The sequence below is a fragment of the Methylobacterium sp. J-026 genome (assembly GCF_022829585.1).
In the GTDB taxonomy this organism is placed as follows: domain Bacteria; phylum Pseudomonadota; class Alphaproteobacteria; order Rhizobiales; family Beijerinckiaceae; genus Methylobacterium.
Window position 1 is genome coordinate 1 of the sequence record NZ_JAKSYC010000334.1, and the last position, 18,964, is coordinate 18,964.

Genomic DNA, 18,964 nt, shown 5'->3' on the forward strand with positions numbered 1-18,964 from the left:
TCACGAAGGGGACGGTCTTGGTCGCCTCGCCCAGCGCGATCGGCAGGATGCCGGAAGCCAGCGGGTCGAGGGTGCCGGCATGGCCGGCCTTCTTGGCGTTGAAGGCGCGCTTCACCACCGCGACCGCGTGGGTCGAGGTCATGCCGACATGCTTGTCGAGGATCACCCAGCCGGACACATCCTTGCGCTTCGGCCGGTCGGGACGCGGCCCGCGCTGCGGACGGCGCTCCTCCGGGGCTCGGCGCTCGGCGCCCGGCGCGGGAGCCGCACGCTCAGCCGGCGGCAAATCTTCCATGGAAACCGTCATGTCCGCGTGTCCCCCGGGGTCGATGCCCCGTCCATGTCCGTCCGGTTCCGGGACTCAATGTCCCGTCCCGGTCTCCGGTTCGTCGTCGGGTGCGGAATCGAGGTCGCGCTGCACGCGCTCGTTCCGCAGCAGCCTGTCGATACGCGCCGCCTCGTCGAAGGTCTCGTCGCGGCGGAAGCGCAGTTCGGGCGCGAATTTCAGGTTCACCCGCCGCGCCACCTCCTGGCGCAGCACCTTCCGGTGGCGCTCCAGCGCGGCGATCACCGGCGCCTCGTCGAGGCCGCCCAGCGGCATCACGTAGGCGGTGGCGAGCTTCAGGTCCGGCGACATCCGCACCTCCGGCACGGTCACGACATGCGTGCCGAGCACCGGATCCTGGATGTCGCCGCGCTGGAGCACCTCGGCCAGTGCGTGGCGCACGAGTTCGGCCACGCGCTGCTGGCGCTGCGAGGGGCCGGTGGAGGTCGGTTTCTGGGCCATTCTGTCTCGGGCCGGCTTCGCCGGGGCGGCCGGTTCACGTCCTGAAAAAAGAAAAGACGGCCGCGGCAGGTGCCGCGGCCGCCCGGTCCGGATGAGTCCGGGTTCTCAGAGCGTGCGGCGGATCTCCTCGACCCGGTAGCACTCGATCACGTCGCCGGCGCGCATGTTCTCGAAGTTCTCGAAGGCCATGCCGCATTCCTGGCCGGAGGTGACCTCCTTCGCGTCGTCCTTGAACCGCTTGAGCGTCTTCAGCTTGCCCTCGTGGATCACGACGCTGTCGCGGATCAGGCGGACATGGGCGCCCCGCTCCACGATGCCATCCTGGACGCGGCAACCGGCGACCTTGCCGACCTTCGACACCTCGAAGACCTCCTGGATGGTCGCCTCGCCGAGGCGCTCCTCCCGCAGGGTCGGCGGCAGCATCCCCGACAGCGTGGCTTTGATGTCGTCCACCAGGTCGTAGATGATGTTGTAGTACCGGATCTCGACGCCCGCCCGCTCGGCGGCCTCGCGGGCCTCCTTGAGGGCGCGCACGTTGAAGCCGATCACCACGGCCTTCGAGGCCTGCGCCAGGGTGATGTCCGATTCGGTGATGCCGCCGACGCCGGACAGGAGGATGCGGGCCGCGACCTCGTCGTTGCCGAGCTTCTCCAGGGCGCCCGAGATCGCCTCGACCGAGCCCTGCACGTCGCCCTTGATGACGACCGGCAGTTCCTTGCGGCCCGCGCCTTCCTTGAGGTCGCGCATCATGTCGACCAGCGAGCGGTTGGCACCGCCGGTGCGGGCATTCTGCCGCTCGCGCTTCTGACGGGCGCGGTACTCGGTGACCTCGCGGGCCCGCGCTTCGCTCGGCACCACCGTCACCCGATCGCCGGCATCGGGGGTGCCGTTGAAGCCTAGCACCTCCACGGGAACCGAGGGGCCGGCGTATTGGACGTTCTCGCCGAGATCGTCGATCAGGGCGCGCACGCGGCCCCACTCGGCGCCGGCCACGACGATGTCGCCGGTGAACAGGGTGCCGCGCTGGACCAGGATGGTCGCCACCGGGCCGCGCCCACGGTCGAGCTGGGCCTCGATCACCGTGCCCTCGCCGTCGCGCTTCTCGTTGGCGCGCAGGTTCATGATCTCGGCCTGGATCTGGATGCCCTCCAGCAGCTCCGGCAGGCCGTCGCCGGTCTTGGCCGAAACCTCGAATTCCAGGGTCTCGCCGCCCATCGACTCGACCTGGATGTCGTGCTGGAGCAGTTCCGTGCGGACCCGCTGCGGGTTCGCGTCCGGCTTGTCGATCTTGTTGACCGCGATGATCATCGGGACGCCCGCCGCCTTGGCGTGCTGGATCGCCTCGATGGTCTGGGGCATCACGCCGTCATCGGCCGCCACCACGATCACCACGATGTCGGTGACCTTGGCGCCGCGGGCGCGCATCGACGTGAAGGCCGCGTGGCCCGGGGTGTCGATGAAGGTGATCATGTCGCCGGACGGCGACGCGACCTGATAGGCGCCGATGTGCTGGGTGATGCCGCCGGCCTCGCCCTCGACCACGTTGGCCTTGCGGATCGCGTCGAGCAGCGAGGTCTTGCCGTGGTCGACGTGGCCCATGATGGTGACCACCGGCGGACGGGGATCGAGATCCTCCTCCAGATCCGGCTCGTCGGAGGACAGGCCCTCCTCCACGTCGGACTCGGCGACGCGCCGCACCGTGTGGCCGAGCTCCTCGGCGATGAGCTGGGCGGTGTCCGAGTCGATCACGTCGGTGATCTTGTGGATCTGGCCCTGCTTCATCAGCATGCGGATCACGTCCACGGCCCGCTCCGACATGCGGTTGGCGAGTTCCTGGATGGTGATCGTCTCGGGGATCGTCACCTCGCGGGACAGCTTCTCCTTCTGCTCCACGTGGCCGCGGCCGCTCATCCGCTGCTGGCGGCGGCGGAACGAGGCGACCGAACGCGTGCGCTCGTCCTCGCCCGACGTGGCCGTGGCGATGGTCAGGCGACCGCGGTTGCGGTCTCCGCCCGGGGACTTCGGCGTCTTGGGCGGCGTGATGATCTTGAGCGGCATGCCGGGACGGCGGATCACCCGCTTGGTCTCCGACTCGTCCTCGTTGGTCTGGGCGCCGCGGCCGGCCGGGCGCGCGGCGGTGGCGGCACCGGCGGGGCGGGCGGCGGTGGCGGGCGTCGCGCTCTTCTCCGGCTCGGGTGCCGGAGCAGGGCGGGCCATGAAGTTGAGGTCGCGGGGCTTGCGCGTGTCGGCCGTGATCGTCTTGCGCGGCTCACCCGTGGAGGGGCGCGGCGTCAGCGGCGGACGCGGGGCGGCCACCGGAGCAGCGGACGCCGCCGGGCGGGCGCCCTCGGGCCGGCGCGGCGACGCGGCGGCCGGGCGGGGCGGCGCAGCTGCCGGGGCGGGCTGGGCGGGCGCCGGGGCCGGACGGGGGGCTGCGGCGGCGGCGGGCGGCGCCTCCGGGGCCGGTGCCTCGGCGGCTGGAGCCGGAACTACCGCGGCAGGCGCCGCGGCTGCGGCCTTCGCGGCTTCCTTCGCGGCGTCCTTGGCAGCCTCCTCGGCGGCGCGTGCGGCCTCGGCGGCGGCGGCCTTGCGGGCCTCCTCCTCGCGGCGGCGGGCCTCGGCGGCCTCGGCGGCCTTGCGGGCCTGCTCCTCGGCCTCCCGGCGGCGCGCCTCGGCCTCGGCCTCTGCGTTGCGGCGGGCCTCGGCCTCCCGGCGCTGCGCGTCGGCGAGGGCTGCCGCGCGGGCCGCGCTCTCCTGCTCGCTCAGCGTGCGCAGCACGACGCCGGAGGCGGAGCGCTGGGCCGGGCGCGGGGCCGGCGCCGTCGGCGCGGGGGCCGCCGGACGGGGCGCCGGGGCGGGCTCGCGGGCAGGGGCGGCCGGCGCCGCGCCGATGACACGGCGCTTCACCGTCTCGACCACGACCTGCTTGGAGCGGCCATGGGAGAAGCTCTGACGCACCGTTCCCGCCTCGATCGGCCGCTTGAGGGACAGCGGCTTCGGGGAAGTCCTGTTCAGAGTCTTGTCGCCCGGGTTGTTCGTATCGCTCATTCAGCCTGAACCCTGAGGGTTTCCATCGTCCCGTGAACCGACGCCCGGTGGCGCCGGTCAAATCATTCCTGCGTCGTCAACGTGAGGCTTCGTCGATCCCGCCGATTCGGGCTGGATCGGGCTCCCCGGTCGCCGCGGCGGCGCCCTCGAAGGAGCGTAGCCGACGCCAACGCGACAGGCAGCCGGCGGCCCCGGCTCCTGCGACGAGCGCAGCGTGTATCACATGATCCCGACCTAAGGCCATGTCCAATTCATCTTCGGACAGGTCGTCGATGATCGGTATCCTCGACATGGCCTCACCGTGGCGCCGGTGCAAGGCCGCGGCGATCTTGCGCCGCCCGTCCGCGGTGGCCTCGGCGGCATGGATCACCGCGACGGCACCGGGCTGGCCGCCGATGGCCGCCTCGACCTTTGAGAAGCCCGCGACCAGGCAGCCCGCCTTGTTGGCCAGGGCGATGGCCTGCCGCAGATCCTCGCGCAGCGCGGCAGCGATCCGGTCGGGCAGGTCGGGATCGGTCGGGGCCGGCCCCTTGAACGCCCGTGCGAACAGGTTTTTTCGGACCGCCGTGGCGACGGCCTCGCGCCGGGCGCTGATCCAGGCCCCGCGCCCGGGCAGTTTCGCGCGCAGGTCCGGCACCACGGTGCCGTCCGGGCCGCGCACGAATCGGATCATCGCCTCCGGCGGCTGGGCGACGCGGCTGACGATGCAGGTGCGCGTGGGCGCGCGGCGGCCGGGGCCGGCATCGAGCCCCCCGGCCTCCGGCCCGTCCTCGGGCAGAATCGTCTCGACCGCGACCATCGCGCCTCCGCCGCCTTCTCTCGGCTCAGGCCTCGGCCGGCGCGGGGGCTGCGTCCTCGCCCTCGGCCGCCTCGGCGCCCTCCTCGGCCTCCGGCTCCGGCAGCGCCTCGATCCAGCCGGCCTTGAGGCGGGCGGCCATGATCAGGCCCTCGGCCTCGGTTCGCGACAGGTCGAACCCGTCGAGATAGCCCGCGTGACGCACGGCCTCGGGACCGCGCCCCTCCGTGTAGCCGACGAGATCGTCGGTGGCGCAGCCGGCCAAATCCTCGACGGTCTTCACTTCGTTCTCGCCGAGGGCGACCATCATGGGCGTGGTGATGCCCTCGATCTCGCGCAGCTCGTCGGCGACGCCGAGTTCGGTGCGGCGGGCGTCGTGCGCCTGCTCGATCCGGGCGAGGTGGTCCTGCGCACGGGCCTGGATCTCGGCCCCCGTCTCCTCGTCGAGCCCCTGGATGCCGGACAGCTCCTGGGTGTCGACATAGGCGATCTCCTCGACGTTGCGGAAACCTTCCGCCGCGAGCAGCTGGCCGACGGTCTCGTCGACGTCGAGCGCCTCCATGAACACCTGGGTCCGCTCGGCGAACTCCTTCTGGCGGCGCTCCGATTCCTCGGCCTCGGTCAGGATGTCGATGTCCCAGCCGGTGAGCTGGGAGGCGAGCCGCACGTTCTGGCCGCGCCGGCCGATGGCCAGCGACAGCTGGTCGTCCGGCACCACCACCTCGATGCGGTCGGCCTCCTCGTCGAGCACCACCTTGACCACCTCGGCCGGCTGGAGGGCGTTGACGATGAAGGTCGCCTCGTCCTCCGACCAGGGGATGATGTCGATTTTTTCTCCCTGCAGCTCACCCACGACAGCCTGCACCCGGGATCCGCGCATGCCCACGCACGCACCGACCGGATCGATGCTCCCATCGCGGGAGATCACAGCGATCTTGGCGCGGGAGCCTGGGTCGCGGGCCACCGCCTTCACCTCGACGATGCCGTCGTAGATCTCGGGGACCTCCTGGCCGAACAGCTTGGCCATGAATTGCGGGTGCGAGCGCGACAGGAAGATCTGCGGCCCGCGCACCTCCGAGCGCACGTCGAACAGGTAGGACCGGATCCGGTCCCCCGGCCGGAAGGTCTCGCGCGGGATCATCTCGTCCCGGCGGACGATGCCCTCGCCGCGGCCCAGATCGACGATGACGTTGCCATACTCGACCCGCTTGACGATGCCGTTGAGGATCTCGCCGATGCGGTCCTTGTACTCGTCGAACTGGCGGGCGCGCTCGGCGTCGCGCACCTTCTGGACGATGACCTGCTTGGCCGATTGCGCGGCGACCCGGCCGAAATCGAAGGGCGGCAGGGTGTCGGAGATCACGTCGCCGACGAGCGCGCCCGGATTGTAGCGGCGGGCCTGGTCGAGGGTGATCTCCCGGGCGTCATTCTCCACCTGGTCGACCACCAGCAGGTGGCGCGACAGGCGGAGCGCGCCGGTCTTGTTGTCGATCTCGGCATGCACGTCCGTCTCGGCGCCGTAGCGGGAGCGCGCCGCCTTGGCGATCGCCTCCTCCATCGCGTCGATCACGATGGAGCGGTCGATCACCTTCTCGCGGGCGACCGCGTCGGCGATCTGGAGGAGTTCGAGCCTGTTGGCGCTGACCACGGCCATCGGTGTCGGTCCTTCTCTTCCGTCAAATCTCTGTGCCGGCCGCGCGGCGGCCGACGCGGGGTCTCAGTGCAGCGAGTCGCGGTCCTTGAGCCGGGAGGCTTTGCTCACCACCGGCTTCCTGGGCCCGGTCCGCGCCGGTTTCGTGGGCTTGGCCGCGGGGCTGGCCTTCTTCGGCCCCTTGGGGCGGAAGGCGCTGCGCGCGGGCGACGCCTGCGGCTCCTCGGCCGGCTCGTCGTCCTCGACCTCCTCGGCCTCGTCCCCGGCGGGCGGCCCACCGCGGCGGAGCGACTCGCGGATCAGCTCGTCGGTGAGGACGAGATGGGCGTCAGCGAGGGTCTTGAGCGGCAGGTCGATGCGACTCGGCAGACCTTCCTTCACGTCGGGCAGGTCGATCGGGACGGTGAGCGTCTCCGGATCCGGAACACCCAGAATCCCGCGAAACCGCTTGCGCCCGTCGAGCGGCGGGCTCAGCTCGACCTTGGCCTCGTAGCCGGCCCAGCGGGCGAAGTCCGAGACCCGGACGAGCGGCCGGTCGATGCCGGGCGAGGACACCTCCAGATTGTAGGCGCCGCCCACCGGATCGTCGACGTCGAGGATCGGCGAGATCGCCCGGCTCACCGCCTCGCAATCGTCGATCGAGAAGGTGCCGTCCGGCCGCTCCGCCATGATCTGAACGGTGCAGCCGTTGACGTTGGACATCCGCACCCGGACCAGCCGGAAGCCCAAGCCCGCGAGAGGCCCCTCGATCGCCTGCGCGACGCGCGCGGCAGCCCCGGCCTCGCGGACGAGGCGCTTCTCGGACAGATCCGCTTCGATCTCGGACGACATGTGTGGTGGTGCGCAACCTTCGCGGCGTTCTGCGTGGCTCGCCCACGGCGTGCGGCGAAAAAAAAGAGCGGACCCGGTGGGGCCCACTCCCGAACCGCAGCCTCTCGACTGCCATCAGAACTGTTGAGCGATAGATAGCCGCGGTCGGTCGCGAGTGCAAGGTCGATCAGCGCGCGTCGTGACGGCTCGCAAACATCGCGGCGTACGGCAGCCTTCGCAAAACTGCCGTTTCGCACGCGAGCCGGTACACGGCAGGCGCGAAAGCTCGGTCCCAGCGCAGACCATCTCTATGCCCTGTTGGATCCGCGGCGTCCCTCATGGAGCGAGTTCGCTATGCGAACCGATGCGGACCCAGTGCAGTTTCGGTCGATCTGGCTCCGTATGCGGTTTTGCCGGTGGCGGGTCGAAGGGCAACCGGCCCTCGGCAACGACCCGTTGCAGCATCAAGCGGAATGCGTCCGACAATGAGAGGCCGACCGCACCGAGAACAGCCGCGGCTTCAGGCTTCACCCCTGGATCGACCTGCGCCCGGACCGACTTGGTCTTGGTCGCAGGTCTGACCTTTTCGTGCGTCCGAGCGGCCATTGTCGCCCGCCCTCTTGCCAGCCCGACATGTCGCACGGCGCATCGGCGCCACCATGGATGGCCGGGCGCAACATGCGGCCGAGATCAGCCGCCCCGCGGCACCCGCCCCTCCAGCGGATAGGCCGGGTCGTTGTAACCGGGCGTGGTCGGGTGCCCCGCCGCCACGAAGCCGTCGACCAGGGCCTCGTCCTCCGGGGTGAAGGCGTAGTCGAGGGCGCCGAGATATTCCTGCCATTGCGCCTCCGTCCGCGGCCCGGCGATGACGCCGGTGACGAGGCGGTTGTTCAGCACCCAGGCGGTGGCGAACTGGCCGGCCGTGATGCCGCGGCCCTCAGCGTGCTCCTTGAGCGTGCGGGCGATGCGCAGGGATTCGGGCCGCCACTCGGTCTGCATCATCCGGGTATCCTGGCGGCCGGCGCGGGATTCGGCCGGGGGCGGCGCGTCGGGGTCGTACTTGCCGGTCAGCACGCCGCGGGCGAGCGGCGAATACGGGACGACGCCAAGGCCGTAATGGGCGCAGGCCGGCAGGTGCTCGGTCTCGGGCATGCGGTTGAAGGCGTTGTAGTAGGGCTGGCTCACCACCGGCCGGTCGATGCCGGCCTCGTCGCAGAGCCGGCAGATCTCGGCGACCCGCCAGGACCGGGTGTTCGAGACACCGAAATGGCGGATCTTGCCGGCGCGCACCAGATCGGCCATCGCCCGCACGGTCTCGGCGAGCGGCGTGTCGTGATCCTCCTTGTGGAGGTAGTAGATGTCGATGAAATCGGTGCCGAGCCGGCGCAGGCTGTCCTCGGCGGCCTTCATCACGTGGACCCGGGACAGGCCGCGATCGTTGACGCCGGGACCCGTCGGGTTGGCGACCTTGGTGGCCAGGATCCAGGCGTCGCGCTCCGCCTTGATCGCCCGGCCGGTGATCTCCTCCGAGCGCCCGTCCGTGTAGACGTTGGCCGTGTCGATGAAGTTGATGCCTACGTCCCGGGCGCTGCCGACGATGCGGCCCGCGGTGGCCTCGTCGGTGGGGCCGCCGAACATCATCGTGCCGAGGCAGATCGGCGAGACCTTGAGGCCGGAGCGGCCGAGAGTGCGATACTGCATGGGATCCATCCGGTGTCCGTCGCCCTGCTATCTCGGCACGGGGCGACGGAGGTCAACACAGGGAGCGACGGAACGCTGTAACCCGCGCGCCGCCGCGGCGAACCGACCCGCGGCGGCACCGATGGCCGGAGGCGATGGTTCTCGTCGCGGGCGGTCCGGATCGCCGAGTCTCACCATCCGACGGAACCTTGTCCGAGACCCATGATGGACCGTCTGACCGTTCCCCTTGGAATCCCCCTCCCCTGGCGCGACCGGGCCGGGCGCCTGTCCGGGCTGAAGCTCGCGGTGTTCCTCGCCTGCGTCGCGCCGGCCCTGTACCTCGCGGCCGCCTACCGGCTCGACGCGCTCGGCGCCAAGCCGATCACCGCACTGATCCACGCCACCGGCGAATGGGCGGTGCGCTTCCTGCTGTTCTCCCTGGCGATCTCGCCGCTGCGCCGGATCGCCGATTGGGGAAAGGTTCTGGTGGTCCGGCGCATGCTCGGCGTCACCGTGATGGCCTATGCGGTGGCGCATCTCACCCTCTACGCTGTCGACCAGAACCTGATCCTCACGAAGGTCGCGTCGGAGATCGCCCTGCGGCTCTACCTGACGATCGGCTTCGTGGCGCTGATCGGGCTGATCGCCCTGGGGTTGACCTCCACGGACGCGGCGATCCGCAACCTGGGGCCGAACTGGCACCGGCTGCACCGGCTCGTCTACACGATCACCGTCCTGGCGCTGGTCCACTATTTCCTGCAATCGAAGATCGACGTCAGCGACCCGGTCTTCTCGGCGGGGCTGTTCCTGCTGCTGATGGGCTGGCGGGCGATGCGGCGGTTCAAGTGGCCGGAGCGGCCGTGGTCGCTCTTGCTCCTCGCGATCCTGTCCAGCCTCGCCACCGCGGCGCTCGAAGCCGCCTGGTACGGGCTCGCCAGCGGGGTCCCGGCCAGCCTCGTGCTCGCGGCCAATCTCGACTTTTCCGGTCCGATCCGGCCGGCCTGGTGGGTGCTGGCAACCGGGCTGCTGATGCCCGCCATCGCGCTCCTGCGCGGCGCGCGGACCGCCGGCACAACGGCCAGTCCCGCGCCCGGCCGGCAGCGCGCGGGCGAGGCGCGCGGGACGACAGGAAGAGCCGCCGCCTCGGAACCCTTGTCGCCGCCCGCCTGATGCCGCAGAACCCGCCGCCGGCGGACCTCGCCGCAGCGGAGTGACCTGGGCTATGCGCGGCACGCTTCTCCTCATCGCGGGCATGCTCGCCCCGGCCATCGCCCTGGCGGCGCCCGCCAAGCCCGGGCCCGACAAGGCAGCCCCGGCGGCCACCGCCCCGATGGCCGCGGTCTGCAAGCCGCCGGAGCCGCCGCCGGCCGCGATGCGCCCGAGCAAGCCCGCGCTCCCCGAGAAACCGGCCTGCCTCGACGCCAAGGGCGGCTGTCCCGGCTGGGAGGCCTACAGCTTCAACGACGCGGTCAAGGCCTACAATCTTCAGGCGCAGGCGTTCCGCCCGATCGCCGAGGCCTACGCGCAGAAGCTCAACGCCTACGTGAAGGCGAGTGCGGAATACGCGCAGTGCGAGATCAACGCGATGCAGAACTGACGCGTTCTGCGGCACGGTGGAAACCGGTTTTCGGGGATCCTGATGCGATAACCGAAGCGCCGCCTGAACGGCGGCCAACGGCCGACGCGGCAGGGGTTCAGCCGGCGCGGCGCAGTCTCCGGCATCGACGGCCGCGATCCCCGCCGCCGCTTCCTGCCGAGGCCGTACAGTGCCCCTCCGTCATGTCATCGGGCGCGCCGGGTTCTGCGCGCTGCTCCTCGCCGTCGGCCCGGCACACGCCGCCGATTTCGACGGCCCGTTTCCGCCGGCACACGGCTATGGCGGCCCGCCCGATGGTTACGAGCGGCGGCGGCCGCCGCCACCCCCGCCGCCCGAGCCGGAATTTCGCGGACCGCGCTTCTCCGCGGCACCGCCCGAGGCGTGCCGCGAGTTCGTCCGGCGCCGGTTCGATCCGGACGGCGCGCCGGTGGTGCGCCGGGTGCGGGTCTGCGACGCGCCGGCCTTCGACCGCGAGCCGCCGCCCCCGCCGCCCGACGAGGAGCCACCCCACCGCTGGGGCGGACCCCGCTGGGGGGGACCGCGCTGGTAGGACGGCCCGGCTCAGATGCGGGCCGGCGCCTTCTTCAGGACGGCCGCGAAGGCCTTGAGCTGGCGGTTCAGATCCGCCAGTTCGTTCAGCGCGATGGTCTTGTGGCCGTCGCGGACCGCGCGCTCGATGTCCTCGACCTGCGCGGCGACGATGCGGCGGATGGCGGTGGCAACGTGGTGTCGGTTCATCGGTCTCGAGCGTCTCGTGGAGCGTCCTGGTGGGCCTGAAGGGACGGCCGTGACGCGGCCGTCGACACGATCCGGTGATAGGCCGGTAGGCTTAACCGTTGGTGTCGGTCGCTCGGCCCGGGCGCGCCCGATCACAGGATTCCGCGCCTATGGCGCACGCCACCGGAGCGGATACGGGTCCGGCGTGCGCGTGCACGTCAAATGAATGAACGGCTCTAGCGCCGCCCCCGCATCTCGGCGCGCCGCATTGGCATCGCATCGATGGTCGCAAACAGCCGCGCGGGGGCGATCGGCGTGGCCGAACTGAGCTTGGCGCCCCCGTCCTTCCCGATCAGGACGGCCCGGAAGCCCTCCGCCGACAGATCGAGCCGCGCGCGCAGGGCCTGCGCCTCGGCCCCGGCCCCGACGGCCTCCAGCACCACGAGGTCGCGCTCGGCGAGGCCATCGCGGGCCGAGTCCAGGGCCGCGCGCTGTGCCCGCAGCCGCGCGTCCGCACCATCGGGCGCCGAGAGCACCAGGACCCGGGCGCGATCCCGATAACCGTCGAGCGGGCCGGCCGCCGCAGCCGCCGTCAGCATCGCGAGTCCGAGACCGAGCACCGTCCTCAGCATGGGTTTCTCCGCGTTCAGGCACACGACAACGCCTGAGTCCCCCAGGAGATCGCTTCCGCACCTTTGCCGCCGCGGCCCGGAGCCCCAGATCGGGGCTGGAAGCCAGTCACCGGGAATCCACCATGACCGCCATGAACCGTCGCATCGTCCTGGCCTCGCGTCCCCATGGGGAGCCGCGCCCTGAGAATTTCCGCCTCGACGAGGTCCCCGTGCCGCAGCCCGGGCCCGGGCAGGTGCTCCTGCGGACCCGGTGGCTGTCCCTCGACCCCTACATGCGCGGCCGCATGAGCGACGCGAAATCGTACGCGGCCCCCGTGGAGATCGGCGCACCGATCACCGCCGAGACGGTGGGCGAGGTCGTCGCCTCGAACCATCCGGATTTCGCCGTCGGCGAGTTGCTCACGGCCTTCGCGGGTTGGCAGGCGTATTTCGTGACGGACGGCAAGGGGTCGCGCCGGGTCGATCCGGAGGCCGCCCCGCCCTCGACGGCCCTGGGCGTGCTCGGGATGCCGGGCATGACCGCCTATACCGGCCTCCTCAATATCGGCCGTCCGAAATTCGGCGAGACCGTGGTGGTCGCCGCCGCCGCCGGCCCGGTGGGGTCGCTGGTCGGGCAGATCGCGAAGCTCAAGGGGGCCCGGGCGGTCGGAATTGCGGGGGGCCCGGACAAGTGCCGCTACCTCACCGAGGAACTGGGCTTCGACGCCGCGGTGGATCACCGGGGGCCCGACCTCCCGGCGGCCCTGGCCGCCGCCTGTCCGAAGGGGATCGACGTCTATTTCGAGAATGTCGGCGGCGCGGTCTTCGCGGCCGTGATGCCGCTGCTCAATCCCTTCGCGCGGATCCCGGTCTGCGGCCTCGTCTCGGCCTACAACGCCACCGAGGTCCCGCCCGGCCCCGACCGCCTGCCGGCGCTCATGCGCTCGGTCCTGACCAACCGGCTCCATATCCAGGGCTTCATCGTCTGGGACTTCGCCGACCAGGCGGAGACCTTCCGGACGGAGGTCGGCGGCTGGATCCAGGACGGCCGGATCCGCTACCGCGAGGACGTGGTCGAGGGCCTGGAGAACGCCCCCGAAGCCTTCATCGGCCTGCTCAAGGGTCGGAACTTCGGCAAGCTCCTCGTCCACGTATCGTGAGCCCGGCTTGCCGCCTTTTGTGAACAGATGTAGAACAAACAGACTCGGCGACGATGCGGATATCGGGCACAAGCTCCATCCGCAGGTTGTCGCCTCGGAGGCCCGGGCGCATGGTTCGCGCGACGGCGGGCTGGTGCCCTGTGAGATCGGTACGATCAGGAGAGAGCGATGGCGGGCAGCGTCAACAAGGTGATTCTGGTGGGCAATCTCGGGCGCGACCCCGAGATGCGCCGCCTCGGCTCGGGTGATCCGGTCTGCAACCTGCGGCTGGCGACCTCAGAATCGTGGAAGGACAAGGCGAGCGGCGAGCGCAAGGAGAAGACCGAGTGGCACTCGGTCGTGATCTACAACGACAACCTCGCCCGGGTCGCCGAGCAGTACCTGCGCAAGGGCTCGAAGGTCTACATCGAGGGCCAGCTCCAGACCCGGAAATGGACCGACAATTCCGGCGTCGAGAAGTACACGACCGAGGTGGTGCTCCAGCGCTTCCGCGGCGAGATGACGATCCTCGACGGGCGGGGCGGCGGCGGCGACATCGCCGGTGAGGACGAGGGCGGCGGCCAGATCAGCCGCGGCGGCGAATCCGGCGGTGGCCGGGGTGGCGACCGGGGCGGTGATTTCGGCGGCGGCCGTGCCCAGGGTGGAGACCGGCGTCCGGCGCCGGCGGCCTCAAGTGGCGGCGGCGGCGGTGGCCGCGGCGGCTACGATCTGGACGACGACATCCCGTTCTAGTTTTTAAGTGCTCATCGGACCCGCCGCTCCGCGCGGCGGGTTTCGATCTACGGGGCAAGGGGCGCCCGGATCCGTGTCGTCCATGCGAGCGATGCGACGGCGGCCGGGTCCGGCCATCGCTCCCTCTCAGTACATCGGCATGCCGCCGGTCACCGGCACCAGGGCGCCCGACATGTAGCTGCCCTCGCGGGAGGCGAGCAGGACATAAGCCGGCGCCAGTTCCCCGGGTTGGCCGGCGCGCCCGAGGGGCGTCTGCGCGCCGAGCTGCGCGATCTGCTCCGGATTCTTCACGATCGGCTGGATCGGCGTCCAGATCGGGCCGGGGGCGACGCAGTTCACCCGGATACCCTGCGGCGCCAGCAGGTTCGACAGGCCGATCGTCAGGCTCGCGATGGCGCCCTTGGTGGCGGCGTAGATCAGCATGGTCGGATCGGCGACCTTGGCCTGGACGCTCGTGCTGTTCACGATCGCAGCGCCCGGCTTCATGTGCGGCACCGCCGCCTGGGCGAGGTGGTACATCGCGAAGACGTTGGCTCGGAAGGAGCCCTCGATGTCGGCGGACTTCAGGTCGTCGAGCCCCTCGTTCACCACCTGCGCGGCGGCGTTGTTCACGAGGATGTCGAGCCGGCCGAAGGTCGCGACAGTGCGGGCGACGAGGTCCCGGCAGAGGTCCGGGTCGCGGATGTCACCGGGCAGCAACAGGCATCGGCGCCCGGCCTTCTCGACCCAGGCCTTCGTGTCCTCGGCATCCTCCTGCTCGACTTCGAGATAGGAGATCGCCACGTCGGCACCCTCGCGGGCATAGGCGATGGCCACGGCCTTGCCGATACCGGAATCGCCGCCGGTGATCAGGGCGGCCTGCCCGGCGAGCAAACCCTTGCCGACATAGCTGGTCTCGCCGTGGTCGGGCCGCGGCGTCATCTTTGTGGTCAGACCCGGGCGGGTCTGCTGCTGGTCACCGGGATAGGGCGGGCGCGGCCCGGCCTCGCGCGGATCCTGAGTCATGGGGGGCGGCTCCTCGGCGGATGTGATCGCCGCCGACGAGGGCCGCGCGGGATGGGGCATCCTGCACCCGGCCGTCACAGCCGGACACCGGCGCGGGCGTCGTCCTAATACAGTCTCAGAACGCGCGGCCCCGGGTCGGGTGCGGGTTGCCGTACCGGCGGTGCAGGAAGGAGACGACCTTGGGAAGCAGAAGGGCGATCAGGATCTTGCGCATGGGGCCAGCTCGCATCACGACGTTGCGAGCGGGCAATGCCCGGCTGCGGTCGCAGTTCCGCGCCGCGCCCCGGATCAGAGGTCCAGCGTCAATGTGACCGGCGCGTGGTCGGAGGGACGCTCCCAGCCCCGGGCGTCGCGCAGCACCGCGACCGCGCGGATCGTGCCGGCGAGATCCGGCGACACCCAGGCGTGGTCGAGGCGCCGGCCCTTGTCGGCCGCGGCCCAGTCGGGGGACCGGTAGCTCCACCACGTGTAGATCTTCTCCGGCTCCGGGGTGAGGTGGCGCGCGGTGTCGATCCAGCCCGCCTCCCCGCGCAGGGTCTCCAGCGCCGCGGTCTCCACGGGGGTGTGGCTGACCACGTCGAGGAGTTGCTTGTGCGACCAGACGTCGTGCTCCAGGGGCGCCACGTTGAGGTCGCCCACCAGGATCGCCGGTCCGGAGGCGCGCTTGCCGCCCCAGGCGCGCAGCTCGGCCAAGAAGTCGAGCTTGTGGGCGAATTTCGGATTGCGGTCGCGGTCCGGCACGTCGCCCCCGGCCGGCACGTAGAAATCGTGCAGCACGATCCCCGCGGCCGCCCCCGCCTCCGGCCCGAGCACCGCCGAGATGTGGCGGGCGTCCGGACGCTCGCAGAAGCCCATCACGCCGCGGGTGTGCAGGGGGAACCGGGACAGGATCGCGACGCCGTTGTAGCCCTTCTGGCCGGCGAACATCACGTGCTCATAGCCCGAGCCGCGCAAATCCTTCAGGGGGAAGGCGTCGTCCGGGCACTTGGTCTCCTGGAGGCAGAGCACGTCCGGCCGGTGCTCGGCGAGGAAGCGCAGCACGAGGTCGATGCGCAGGCGCACCGAGTTGATGTTCCAGGTGGTGACGGTAAACTGCACGGGCGGGGCCGGGGTTGGGACGGCGGGGTTGGAACGGCAATGTGTTCCGATAGCCGATTTCGCGCCCCGCGACAGTCCGATCACCGCCGCCGGCGCGAAATGCCGTGCGCACCTGACCGGCAGGCGCTATGCCCGTCTCTCTGCCCTCTCCGGGGCCCCTCGTCGAGGCCCCGCATGGCCCATGCCCGCTCGCTCCTGTTCGCCGTCTACTGGGCGGCCTGGACGACCCTGTTCCTCGCACCGCTGGCGATCTTCCTCCTCGCCGGGGCCCCGGAACGGCCGATCCGCCGGGCGACGCGCCTCTGGGCGCGCGGCATCCTAGCCGGGCTGCGGCGCATCGTCGGGCTGCGCTACGTCGAGGAGGGCCGCCAGCACCTGCCCGCCGAGCCCTGCCTGATCGTCGCCAACCACCAATCGACCTGGGAGACCCTGGCCTTCCTGGTCCTGGTTCCGGACGTGGCGATCGTCGCCAAGCGGGAGTTGCTGGCCATCCCGGTGGTCGGCTGGTTCCTGCGGCGCTCACCGATGATCGTCATCGACCGGGCCAACGGCACCCAGGCCCTGCGGACCATGATCGACGGGGGCCGGGAGGCGGTGGCGGCCGGCCGATCGGTGCTGATCTTCCCCGAGGGCACCCGCGGCGGGATCGAGGATCCGCTGCGCTTCAAGCGCGGTGTCGAATTGCTCTACGGCCGGCTCGGCCTGCCGGTGGTGCCGGTGGCGGTGAATTCCGGCCTGTTCTGGCCGGGGGGCGCGGCGACCCGGGCCGGGACCGTGGTGGTGAGCTACCTCGCCGCCCTCGCCCCGGGCCTGCCGCCCGCGGAGTTCCTGCGCGGCACCGAGGGTGCGATCGACCGGGAGCTGAACCGGTGGCGGCCCGGCGGCGCGGCCGGGCTCAGCGCGACCTGAGGGCAGGCCCCGTCACGGCTGCGCCTGCTGGATCTGCTGCTGCATCGCCTTGTCCTCGGCGCGCCCGTAATTGATGAAGAACAGGCTGCCGTCGACGCTCTTGCCCTTCTGCAGGTTCGAGAGGGTCACCGTGGTGATGTAGCCCTGCGGATCGGTGATCCGCCATTGCGACAGGGTCTTCATCTCCGAATCGAAGAACAGCTGGATCTTCGAGGTGCCGCCGAGCGTGGCCCGATCCTCCAGGCTGATGCGCACGCCGCCGGGGTCGTTGGCCACATCGATGACGGTGAGGTCGCGGGCGAGGTCGATCTTCTCGCGCAGGAGGAATTTCAGCGGCGTCTGGGCGATGAAGTAGAGATCCTGGGTGTTGAGCTTGCGGTCGCGCACCGCCACCGAGGTCCCGTCGGCGACCACCTGCAGGGGCGAGGGCTGCTCATAGTCGAAGCGCAGGCGGCCGGGCTTGGCCAGCGTCAGCTTGCCGCCGATCCGCCGCCCGTCCGCGCCGGTCTGCATGAAGCTGCCCGTCAGGGTGTCGATCCCGTTGAAATAGGCGTTGGCCTGGGCGAGCAGGGTCGCGGCATCCGCCGGCTCGGCGGGGTCGATCGCCGCGGGGGCGCCGACCGCCGCCACCTTGGGGTCGCGGGCCTTGTGCTCGGCCTTCTCGGTCGGCTTGTCGACGGCCTTGCCGGGCTTGGGGGTGCCGGGCTTCGAGGCCTCCTTCGCCGGGTCCTTCGGCTTGGGCGCGGCCTTCTTGGCGGGCGCGGGCGCCGCCGGGGCGGCCTCCGGCTGCGGGGCGGGCTCGTCCTTGTGGCCGAACAGGCTGTCGATGAAGGCGCCGACCTGCGCCTGAGCCGGGTCGGCGGTCGCGAGCCACAGCCCGGCGGCGATCACGGAGCCGGCTGTGCGGATGCGGCGGCCGATCATCGGCAGAATCTCCTGCGGACCCGCTGGGCGGGTTCCGGCGGCCAAATGAGGGCGGACCATGACGTCGGCAGGCCGCCGCGGACGTTGCGGCACGCCGTCCTCGCGAGCGGGGCGAGGACGGGACGGGTTCGCGGCGGCCGTTAGAACCCCGCCCTGTGGCGAAGATGCGACGCCCGGGCCGCCCCCCCGGAGGGAACGGCCCGGGCGGAGGGCCTCACTCGTCGTCGTACATCCCGCTGCCCATCCCGCTCGACTGGTGGGCTGCGCCGGCGACCAGGATCTCGCGCTTGCCGGCGTGGTTGGCCGGGCCGACGATCCCCTCGACCTCCATCCGCTCCATGAGCGAGGCGGCGCGGTTGTAGCCGATCTGCAGGCGGCGCTGGATGTAGCTGGTCGACGCCTTCTGGTCGCGCAGGACCACCTGCACGGCCTGCTCGTAGAGGTCGCCGCCGGCCTCGCCGAAGGAGCCCTGGTCGAACACCGCGCCGTCGAGTTCCAGTTCCGCCGCGCCGGCCTTGCCCTTCCCGCCCTTCTCGGGCGCGCCCTCCTCGTCGTCCGCCGTGACGGCGTCGAGGTAGCTGGGGCGGCCCTGGCGCTTGAGATGGGCGACCACGGTCTCGACCTCGCTGTCCGAGCAGAACGGCCCGTGCACCCGGGTCGTGCGCCCGCCCCCGGCCATGAACAGCATGTCGCCCTGACCGAGCAGCTGCTCGGCGCCCATCTCGCCCAGGATCGTGCGCGAGTCGATCTTGCTGGTCACCTGGAAGCTGATCCGGGTCGGGAAGTTGGCCTTGATCGTGCCGGTGATCACGTCCACCGACGGGCGCTGGGTCGCCATGATCAGGTGGATGCCGGCCGCGCGGGCCATCTGGGCGAGCCGCTGGATCGCCCCCTCGATGTCCTTGCCGGCCACCATCATCAGGTCGGCCATCTCATCGACCACGATCACGATGTAGGGCAGCGGCGTCAGGTCCATCGCCTCCTCGACGAACACCGCCTCGCCGGTATGCCGGTCGAAGCCGGTCTGGACCGTGCGGGTGATGGTCTCGCCCTTCTCCCGGGCCTCCTTCATGCGGGCGTTGTAGCCGTCGATGTTGCGCACCGCGATCTTGGCCATCTTCTTGTAGCGCTCCTCCATCTCGCGCACGGCCCATTTGAGGGCGATCACCGCCTTCTTCGGGTCGATGACCACGGGGGAGAGCAGGTGCGGGATGCCGTCATAAACCGACAGTTCCAGCATCTTCGGATCGACCATGATCAGCCGGCACTCCTCGGGCTTCAGCCGATAGAGCAGCGACAGGATCATGGTGTTGATCGCCACCGACTTGCCCGAGCCGGTGGTGCCGGCGACCAGCAGGTGCGGCATGCGCGCGAGGTCGGCGATGATCGGCTCGCCGCCGATGTTCTTGCCCAGGCACAGGGCCAGCTTGTGCTTGCTC

At 71.0% G+C, this 18,964-nt stretch carries 19 protein-coding genes and 1 pseudogene; 6 read left to right on the top strand and 14 right to left on the bottom strand.

What is annotated here, in order from left to right; all coding sequences use genetic code 11:
- The 8 genes and pseudogenes from MKK69_RS28960 to MKK69_RS28995 all read right to left on the bottom strand — a co-directional run.
- Positions 1–295: pseudogene (locus tag MKK69_RS28960) on the bottom strand (tRNA pseudouridine(55) synthase TruB); the annotation flags it as partial.
- 66 nt (positions 296–361) lie between these two features.
- Positions 362–787, bottom strand: a complete 426-nt coding sequence (gene rbfA / locus MKK69_RS28965) for a 30S ribosome-binding factor RbfA (RefSeq protein ID WP_243973622.1) — start codon at positions 785–787, stop codon at positions 362–364.
- Between the two features lie 105 nt (positions 788–892).
- Positions 893–3,835: a translation initiation factor IF-2 gene (gene infB / locus MKK69_RS28970; protein WP_243973623.1), complete on the bottom strand. Its 2,943-nt coding sequence runs from the start codon at positions 3,833–3,835 to the stop codon at positions 893–895.
- Positions 3,836–3,911: 76 nt separating this feature from the next.
- The gene (locus tag MKK69_RS28975; RefSeq protein ID WP_243973624.1) at positions 3,912–4,634 is read right to left on the bottom strand and encodes an RNA-binding protein; all 723 of its coding nucleotides are present in this window, start codon (positions 4,632–4,634) and stop codon (positions 3,912–3,914) included.
- A 25-nt stretch (positions 4,635–4,659) separates the two neighbouring features.
- Positions 4,660–6,285 carry a transcription termination factor NusA gene (gene nusA, locus MKK69_RS28980; RefSeq protein ID WP_243973625.1) on the bottom strand — a complete coding sequence of 542 codons (1,626 nt, stop codon included), beginning with the start codon at positions 6,283–6,285 and terminating at the stop codon, positions 4,660–4,662.
- A gap of 63 nt (positions 6,286–6,348) precedes the next feature.
- Complete coding sequence (gene rimP, locus MKK69_RS28985) at positions 6,349–7,113, bottom strand: ribosome maturation factor RimP (RefSeq protein WP_243973626.1); 765 nt, start codon at positions 7,111–7,113, stop codon at positions 6,349–6,351.
- A 315-nt stretch (positions 7,114–7,428) separates the two neighbouring features.
- Complete coding sequence (locus tag MKK69_RS28990; RefSeq protein WP_243973627.1) at positions 7,429–7,698, bottom strand: type II toxin-antitoxin system RelB/DinJ family antitoxin; 270 nt, start codon at positions 7,696–7,698, stop codon at positions 7,429–7,431.
- A gap of 84 nt (positions 7,699–7,782) precedes the next feature.
- Positions 7,783–8,793: an aldo/keto reductase gene (locus MKK69_RS28995; protein ID WP_243973628.1), complete on the bottom strand. Its 1,011-nt coding sequence runs from the start codon at positions 8,791–8,793 to the stop codon at positions 7,783–7,785.
- Positions 8,794–8,994: 201 nt separating this feature from the next.
- On the opposite strand from MKK69_RS28995, the gene MKK69_RS29000 reads away from it, so the two are divergent.
- The 3 genes from MKK69_RS29000 to MKK69_RS29010 all read left to right on the top strand — a co-directional run bounded on the left by MKK69_RS29000 (position 8,995) and on the right by MKK69_RS29010 (position 10,919).
- On the top strand, positions 8,995–9,942 hold the full coding sequence (locus MKK69_RS29000; RefSeq protein WP_243973629.1) for a sulfite oxidase heme-binding subunit YedZ: 948 nt from the start codon (positions 8,995–8,997) through the stop codon (positions 9,940–9,942).
- A gap of 52 nt (positions 9,943–9,994) precedes the next feature.
- Complete coding sequence (locus MKK69_RS29005; protein WP_243973630.1) at positions 9,995–10,369, top strand: hypothetical protein; 375 nt, start codon at positions 9,995–9,997, stop codon at positions 10,367–10,369.
- A gap of 169 nt (positions 10,370–10,538) precedes the next feature.
- On the top strand, positions 10,539–10,919 hold the full coding sequence (locus MKK69_RS29010) for a hypothetical protein (protein ID WP_243973631.1): 381 nt from the start codon (positions 10,539–10,541) through the stop codon (positions 10,917–10,919).
- 11 nt (positions 10,920–10,930) lie between these two features.
- On the opposite strand, the gene MKK69_RS29015 is transcribed toward MKK69_RS29010, so the two are convergent.
- Together MKK69_RS29015 and MKK69_RS29020 are read right to left on the bottom strand one after the other, a co-directional pair.
- Positions 10,931–11,107 (bottom strand): hypothetical protein, encoded by a 177-nt coding sequence (locus tag MKK69_RS29015; protein ID WP_243973632.1) that lies wholly within the window; start codon positions 11,105–11,107, stop codon positions 10,931–10,933.
- Between the two features lie 215 nt (positions 11,108–11,322).
- On the bottom strand, positions 11,323–11,718 hold the full coding sequence (locus tag MKK69_RS29020) for a DUF4174 domain-containing protein (protein ID WP_243973633.1): 396 nt from the start codon (positions 11,716–11,718) through the stop codon (positions 11,323–11,325).
- A 122-nt stretch (positions 11,719–11,840) separates the two neighbouring features.
- On the opposite strand from MKK69_RS29020, the gene MKK69_RS29025 reads away from it, so the two are divergent.
- Together MKK69_RS29025 and ssb are read left to right on the top strand one after the other, a co-directional pair.
- Entirely contained in the window at positions 11,841–12,857 is a 1,017-nt protein-coding gene (locus tag MKK69_RS29025; protein WP_243973634.1) for an NADP-dependent oxidoreductase, read from the top strand.
- A 168-nt stretch (positions 12,858–13,025) separates the two neighbouring features.
- A complete protein-coding gene (gene ssb, locus MKK69_RS29030) occupies positions 13,026–13,589 on the top strand; it encodes a single-stranded DNA-binding protein (RefSeq protein ID WP_243973635.1) in 564 nt (187 codons plus the stop codon).
- A 126-nt stretch (positions 13,590–13,715) separates the two neighbouring features.
- Here the strand turns inward: ssb and MKK69_RS29035 are convergent, their stop codons facing one another.
- Both MKK69_RS29035 and xth read right to left on the bottom strand, forming a co-directional pair.
- On the bottom strand, positions 13,716–14,594 hold the full coding sequence (locus MKK69_RS29035) for an SDR family oxidoreductase (RefSeq protein WP_243973636.1): 879 nt from the start codon (positions 14,592–14,594) through the stop codon (positions 13,716–13,718).
- Positions 14,595–14,882: 288 nt separating this feature from the next.
- Positions 14,883–15,692 carry an exodeoxyribonuclease III gene (gene xth / locus MKK69_RS29040; RefSeq protein WP_243973637.1) on the bottom strand — a complete coding sequence of 270 codons (810 nt, stop codon included), beginning with the start codon at positions 15,690–15,692 and terminating at the stop codon, positions 14,883–14,885.
- A 174-nt stretch (positions 15,693–15,866) separates the two neighbouring features.
- On the opposite strand from xth, the gene MKK69_RS29045 reads away from it, so the two are divergent.
- Positions 15,867–16,601 (top strand): lysophospholipid acyltransferase family protein, encoded by a 735-nt coding sequence (locus tag MKK69_RS29045; RefSeq protein ID WP_243973638.1) that lies wholly within the window; start codon positions 15,867–15,869, stop codon positions 16,599–16,601.
- A 12-nt stretch (positions 16,602–16,613) separates the two neighbouring features.
- Here the strand turns inward: MKK69_RS29045 and MKK69_RS29050 are convergent, their stop codons facing one another.
- Both MKK69_RS29050 and MKK69_RS29055 read right to left on the bottom strand, forming a co-directional pair.
- Positions 16,614–17,525, bottom strand: coding sequence for a LolA family protein (locus MKK69_RS29050; RefSeq protein WP_243973639.1), 912 nt, complete (start codon positions 17,523–17,525; stop codon positions 16,614–16,616).
- 214 nt (positions 17,526–17,739) lie between these two features.
- On the bottom strand, positions 17,740–18,964 hold a 1,225-nt coding region (locus tag MKK69_RS29055), incomplete at its 5' end, for a DNA translocase FtsK (RefSeq protein ID WP_279598688.1).

Excerpts from the sequence above, each read along its gene's own strand:
- ssb (WP_243973635.1), top strand. The coding sequence starts at position 13,026 with ATGGCGGGCAGCGTCAACAAGGTGATTCTGGTGGGCAATCTCGGGCGC.
- MKK69_RS28995 (WP_243973628.1), bottom strand. The coding sequence starts at position 8,793 with ATGCAGTATCGCACTCTCGGCCGCTCCGGCCTCAAGGTCTCGCCGATC.
- rbfA (WP_243973622.1), bottom strand. The coding sequence starts at position 787 with ATGGCCCAGAAACCGACCTCCACCGGCCCCTCGCAGCGCCAGCAGCGC.
- MKK69_RS28975 (WP_243973624.1), bottom strand. The coding sequence starts at position 4,634 with ATGGTCGCGGTCGAGACGATTCTGCCCGAGGACGGGCCGGAGGCCGGG.
- MKK69_RS29020 (WP_243973633.1), bottom strand. The coding sequence starts at position 11,718 with ATGCTGAGGACGGTGCTCGGTCTCGGACTCGCGATGCTGACGGCGGCT.
- MKK69_RS29045 (WP_243973638.1), top strand. The coding sequence starts at position 15,867 with ATGGCCCATGCCCGCTCGCTCCTGTTCGCCGTCTACTGGGCGGCCTGG.
- nusA (WP_243973625.1), bottom strand. The coding sequence starts at position 6,285 with ATGGCCGTGGTCAGCGCCAACAGGCTCGAACTCCTCCAGATCGCCGAC.
- MKK69_RS29015 (WP_243973632.1), bottom strand. The coding sequence starts at position 11,107 with ATGAACCGACACCACGTTGCCACCGCCATCCGCCGCATCGTCGCCGCG.
- MKK69_RS29005 (WP_243973630.1), top strand. The coding sequence starts at position 9,995 with ATGCGCGGCACGCTTCTCCTCATCGCGGGCATGCTCGCCCCGGCCATC.
- infB (WP_243973623.1), bottom strand. The coding sequence starts at position 3,835 with ATGAGCGATACGAACAACCCGGGCGACAAGACTCTGAACAGGACTTCC.
- rimP (WP_243973626.1), bottom strand. The coding sequence starts at position 7,113 with ATGTCGTCCGAGATCGAAGCGGATCTGTCCGAGAAGCGCCTCGTCCGC.
- MKK69_RS29050 (WP_243973639.1), bottom strand. The coding sequence starts at position 17,525 with ATGATCGGCCGCCGCATCCGCACAGCCGGCTCCGTGATCGCCGCCGGG.
- MKK69_RS28990 (WP_243973627.1), bottom strand. The coding sequence starts at position 7,698 with ATGGCCGCTCGGACGCACGAAAAGGTCAGACCTGCGACCAAGACCAAG.
- MKK69_RS29025 (WP_243973634.1), top strand. The coding sequence starts at position 11,841 with ATGACCGCCATGAACCGTCGCATCGTCCTGGCCTCGCGTCCCCATGGG.
- MKK69_RS29000 (WP_243973629.1), top strand. The coding sequence starts at position 8,995 with ATGATGGACCGTCTGACCGTTCCCCTTGGAATCCCCCTCCCCTGGCGC.
- MKK69_RS29035 (WP_243973636.1), bottom strand. The coding sequence starts at position 14,594 with ATGACTCAGGATCCGCGCGAGGCCGGGCCGCGCCCGCCCTATCCCGGT.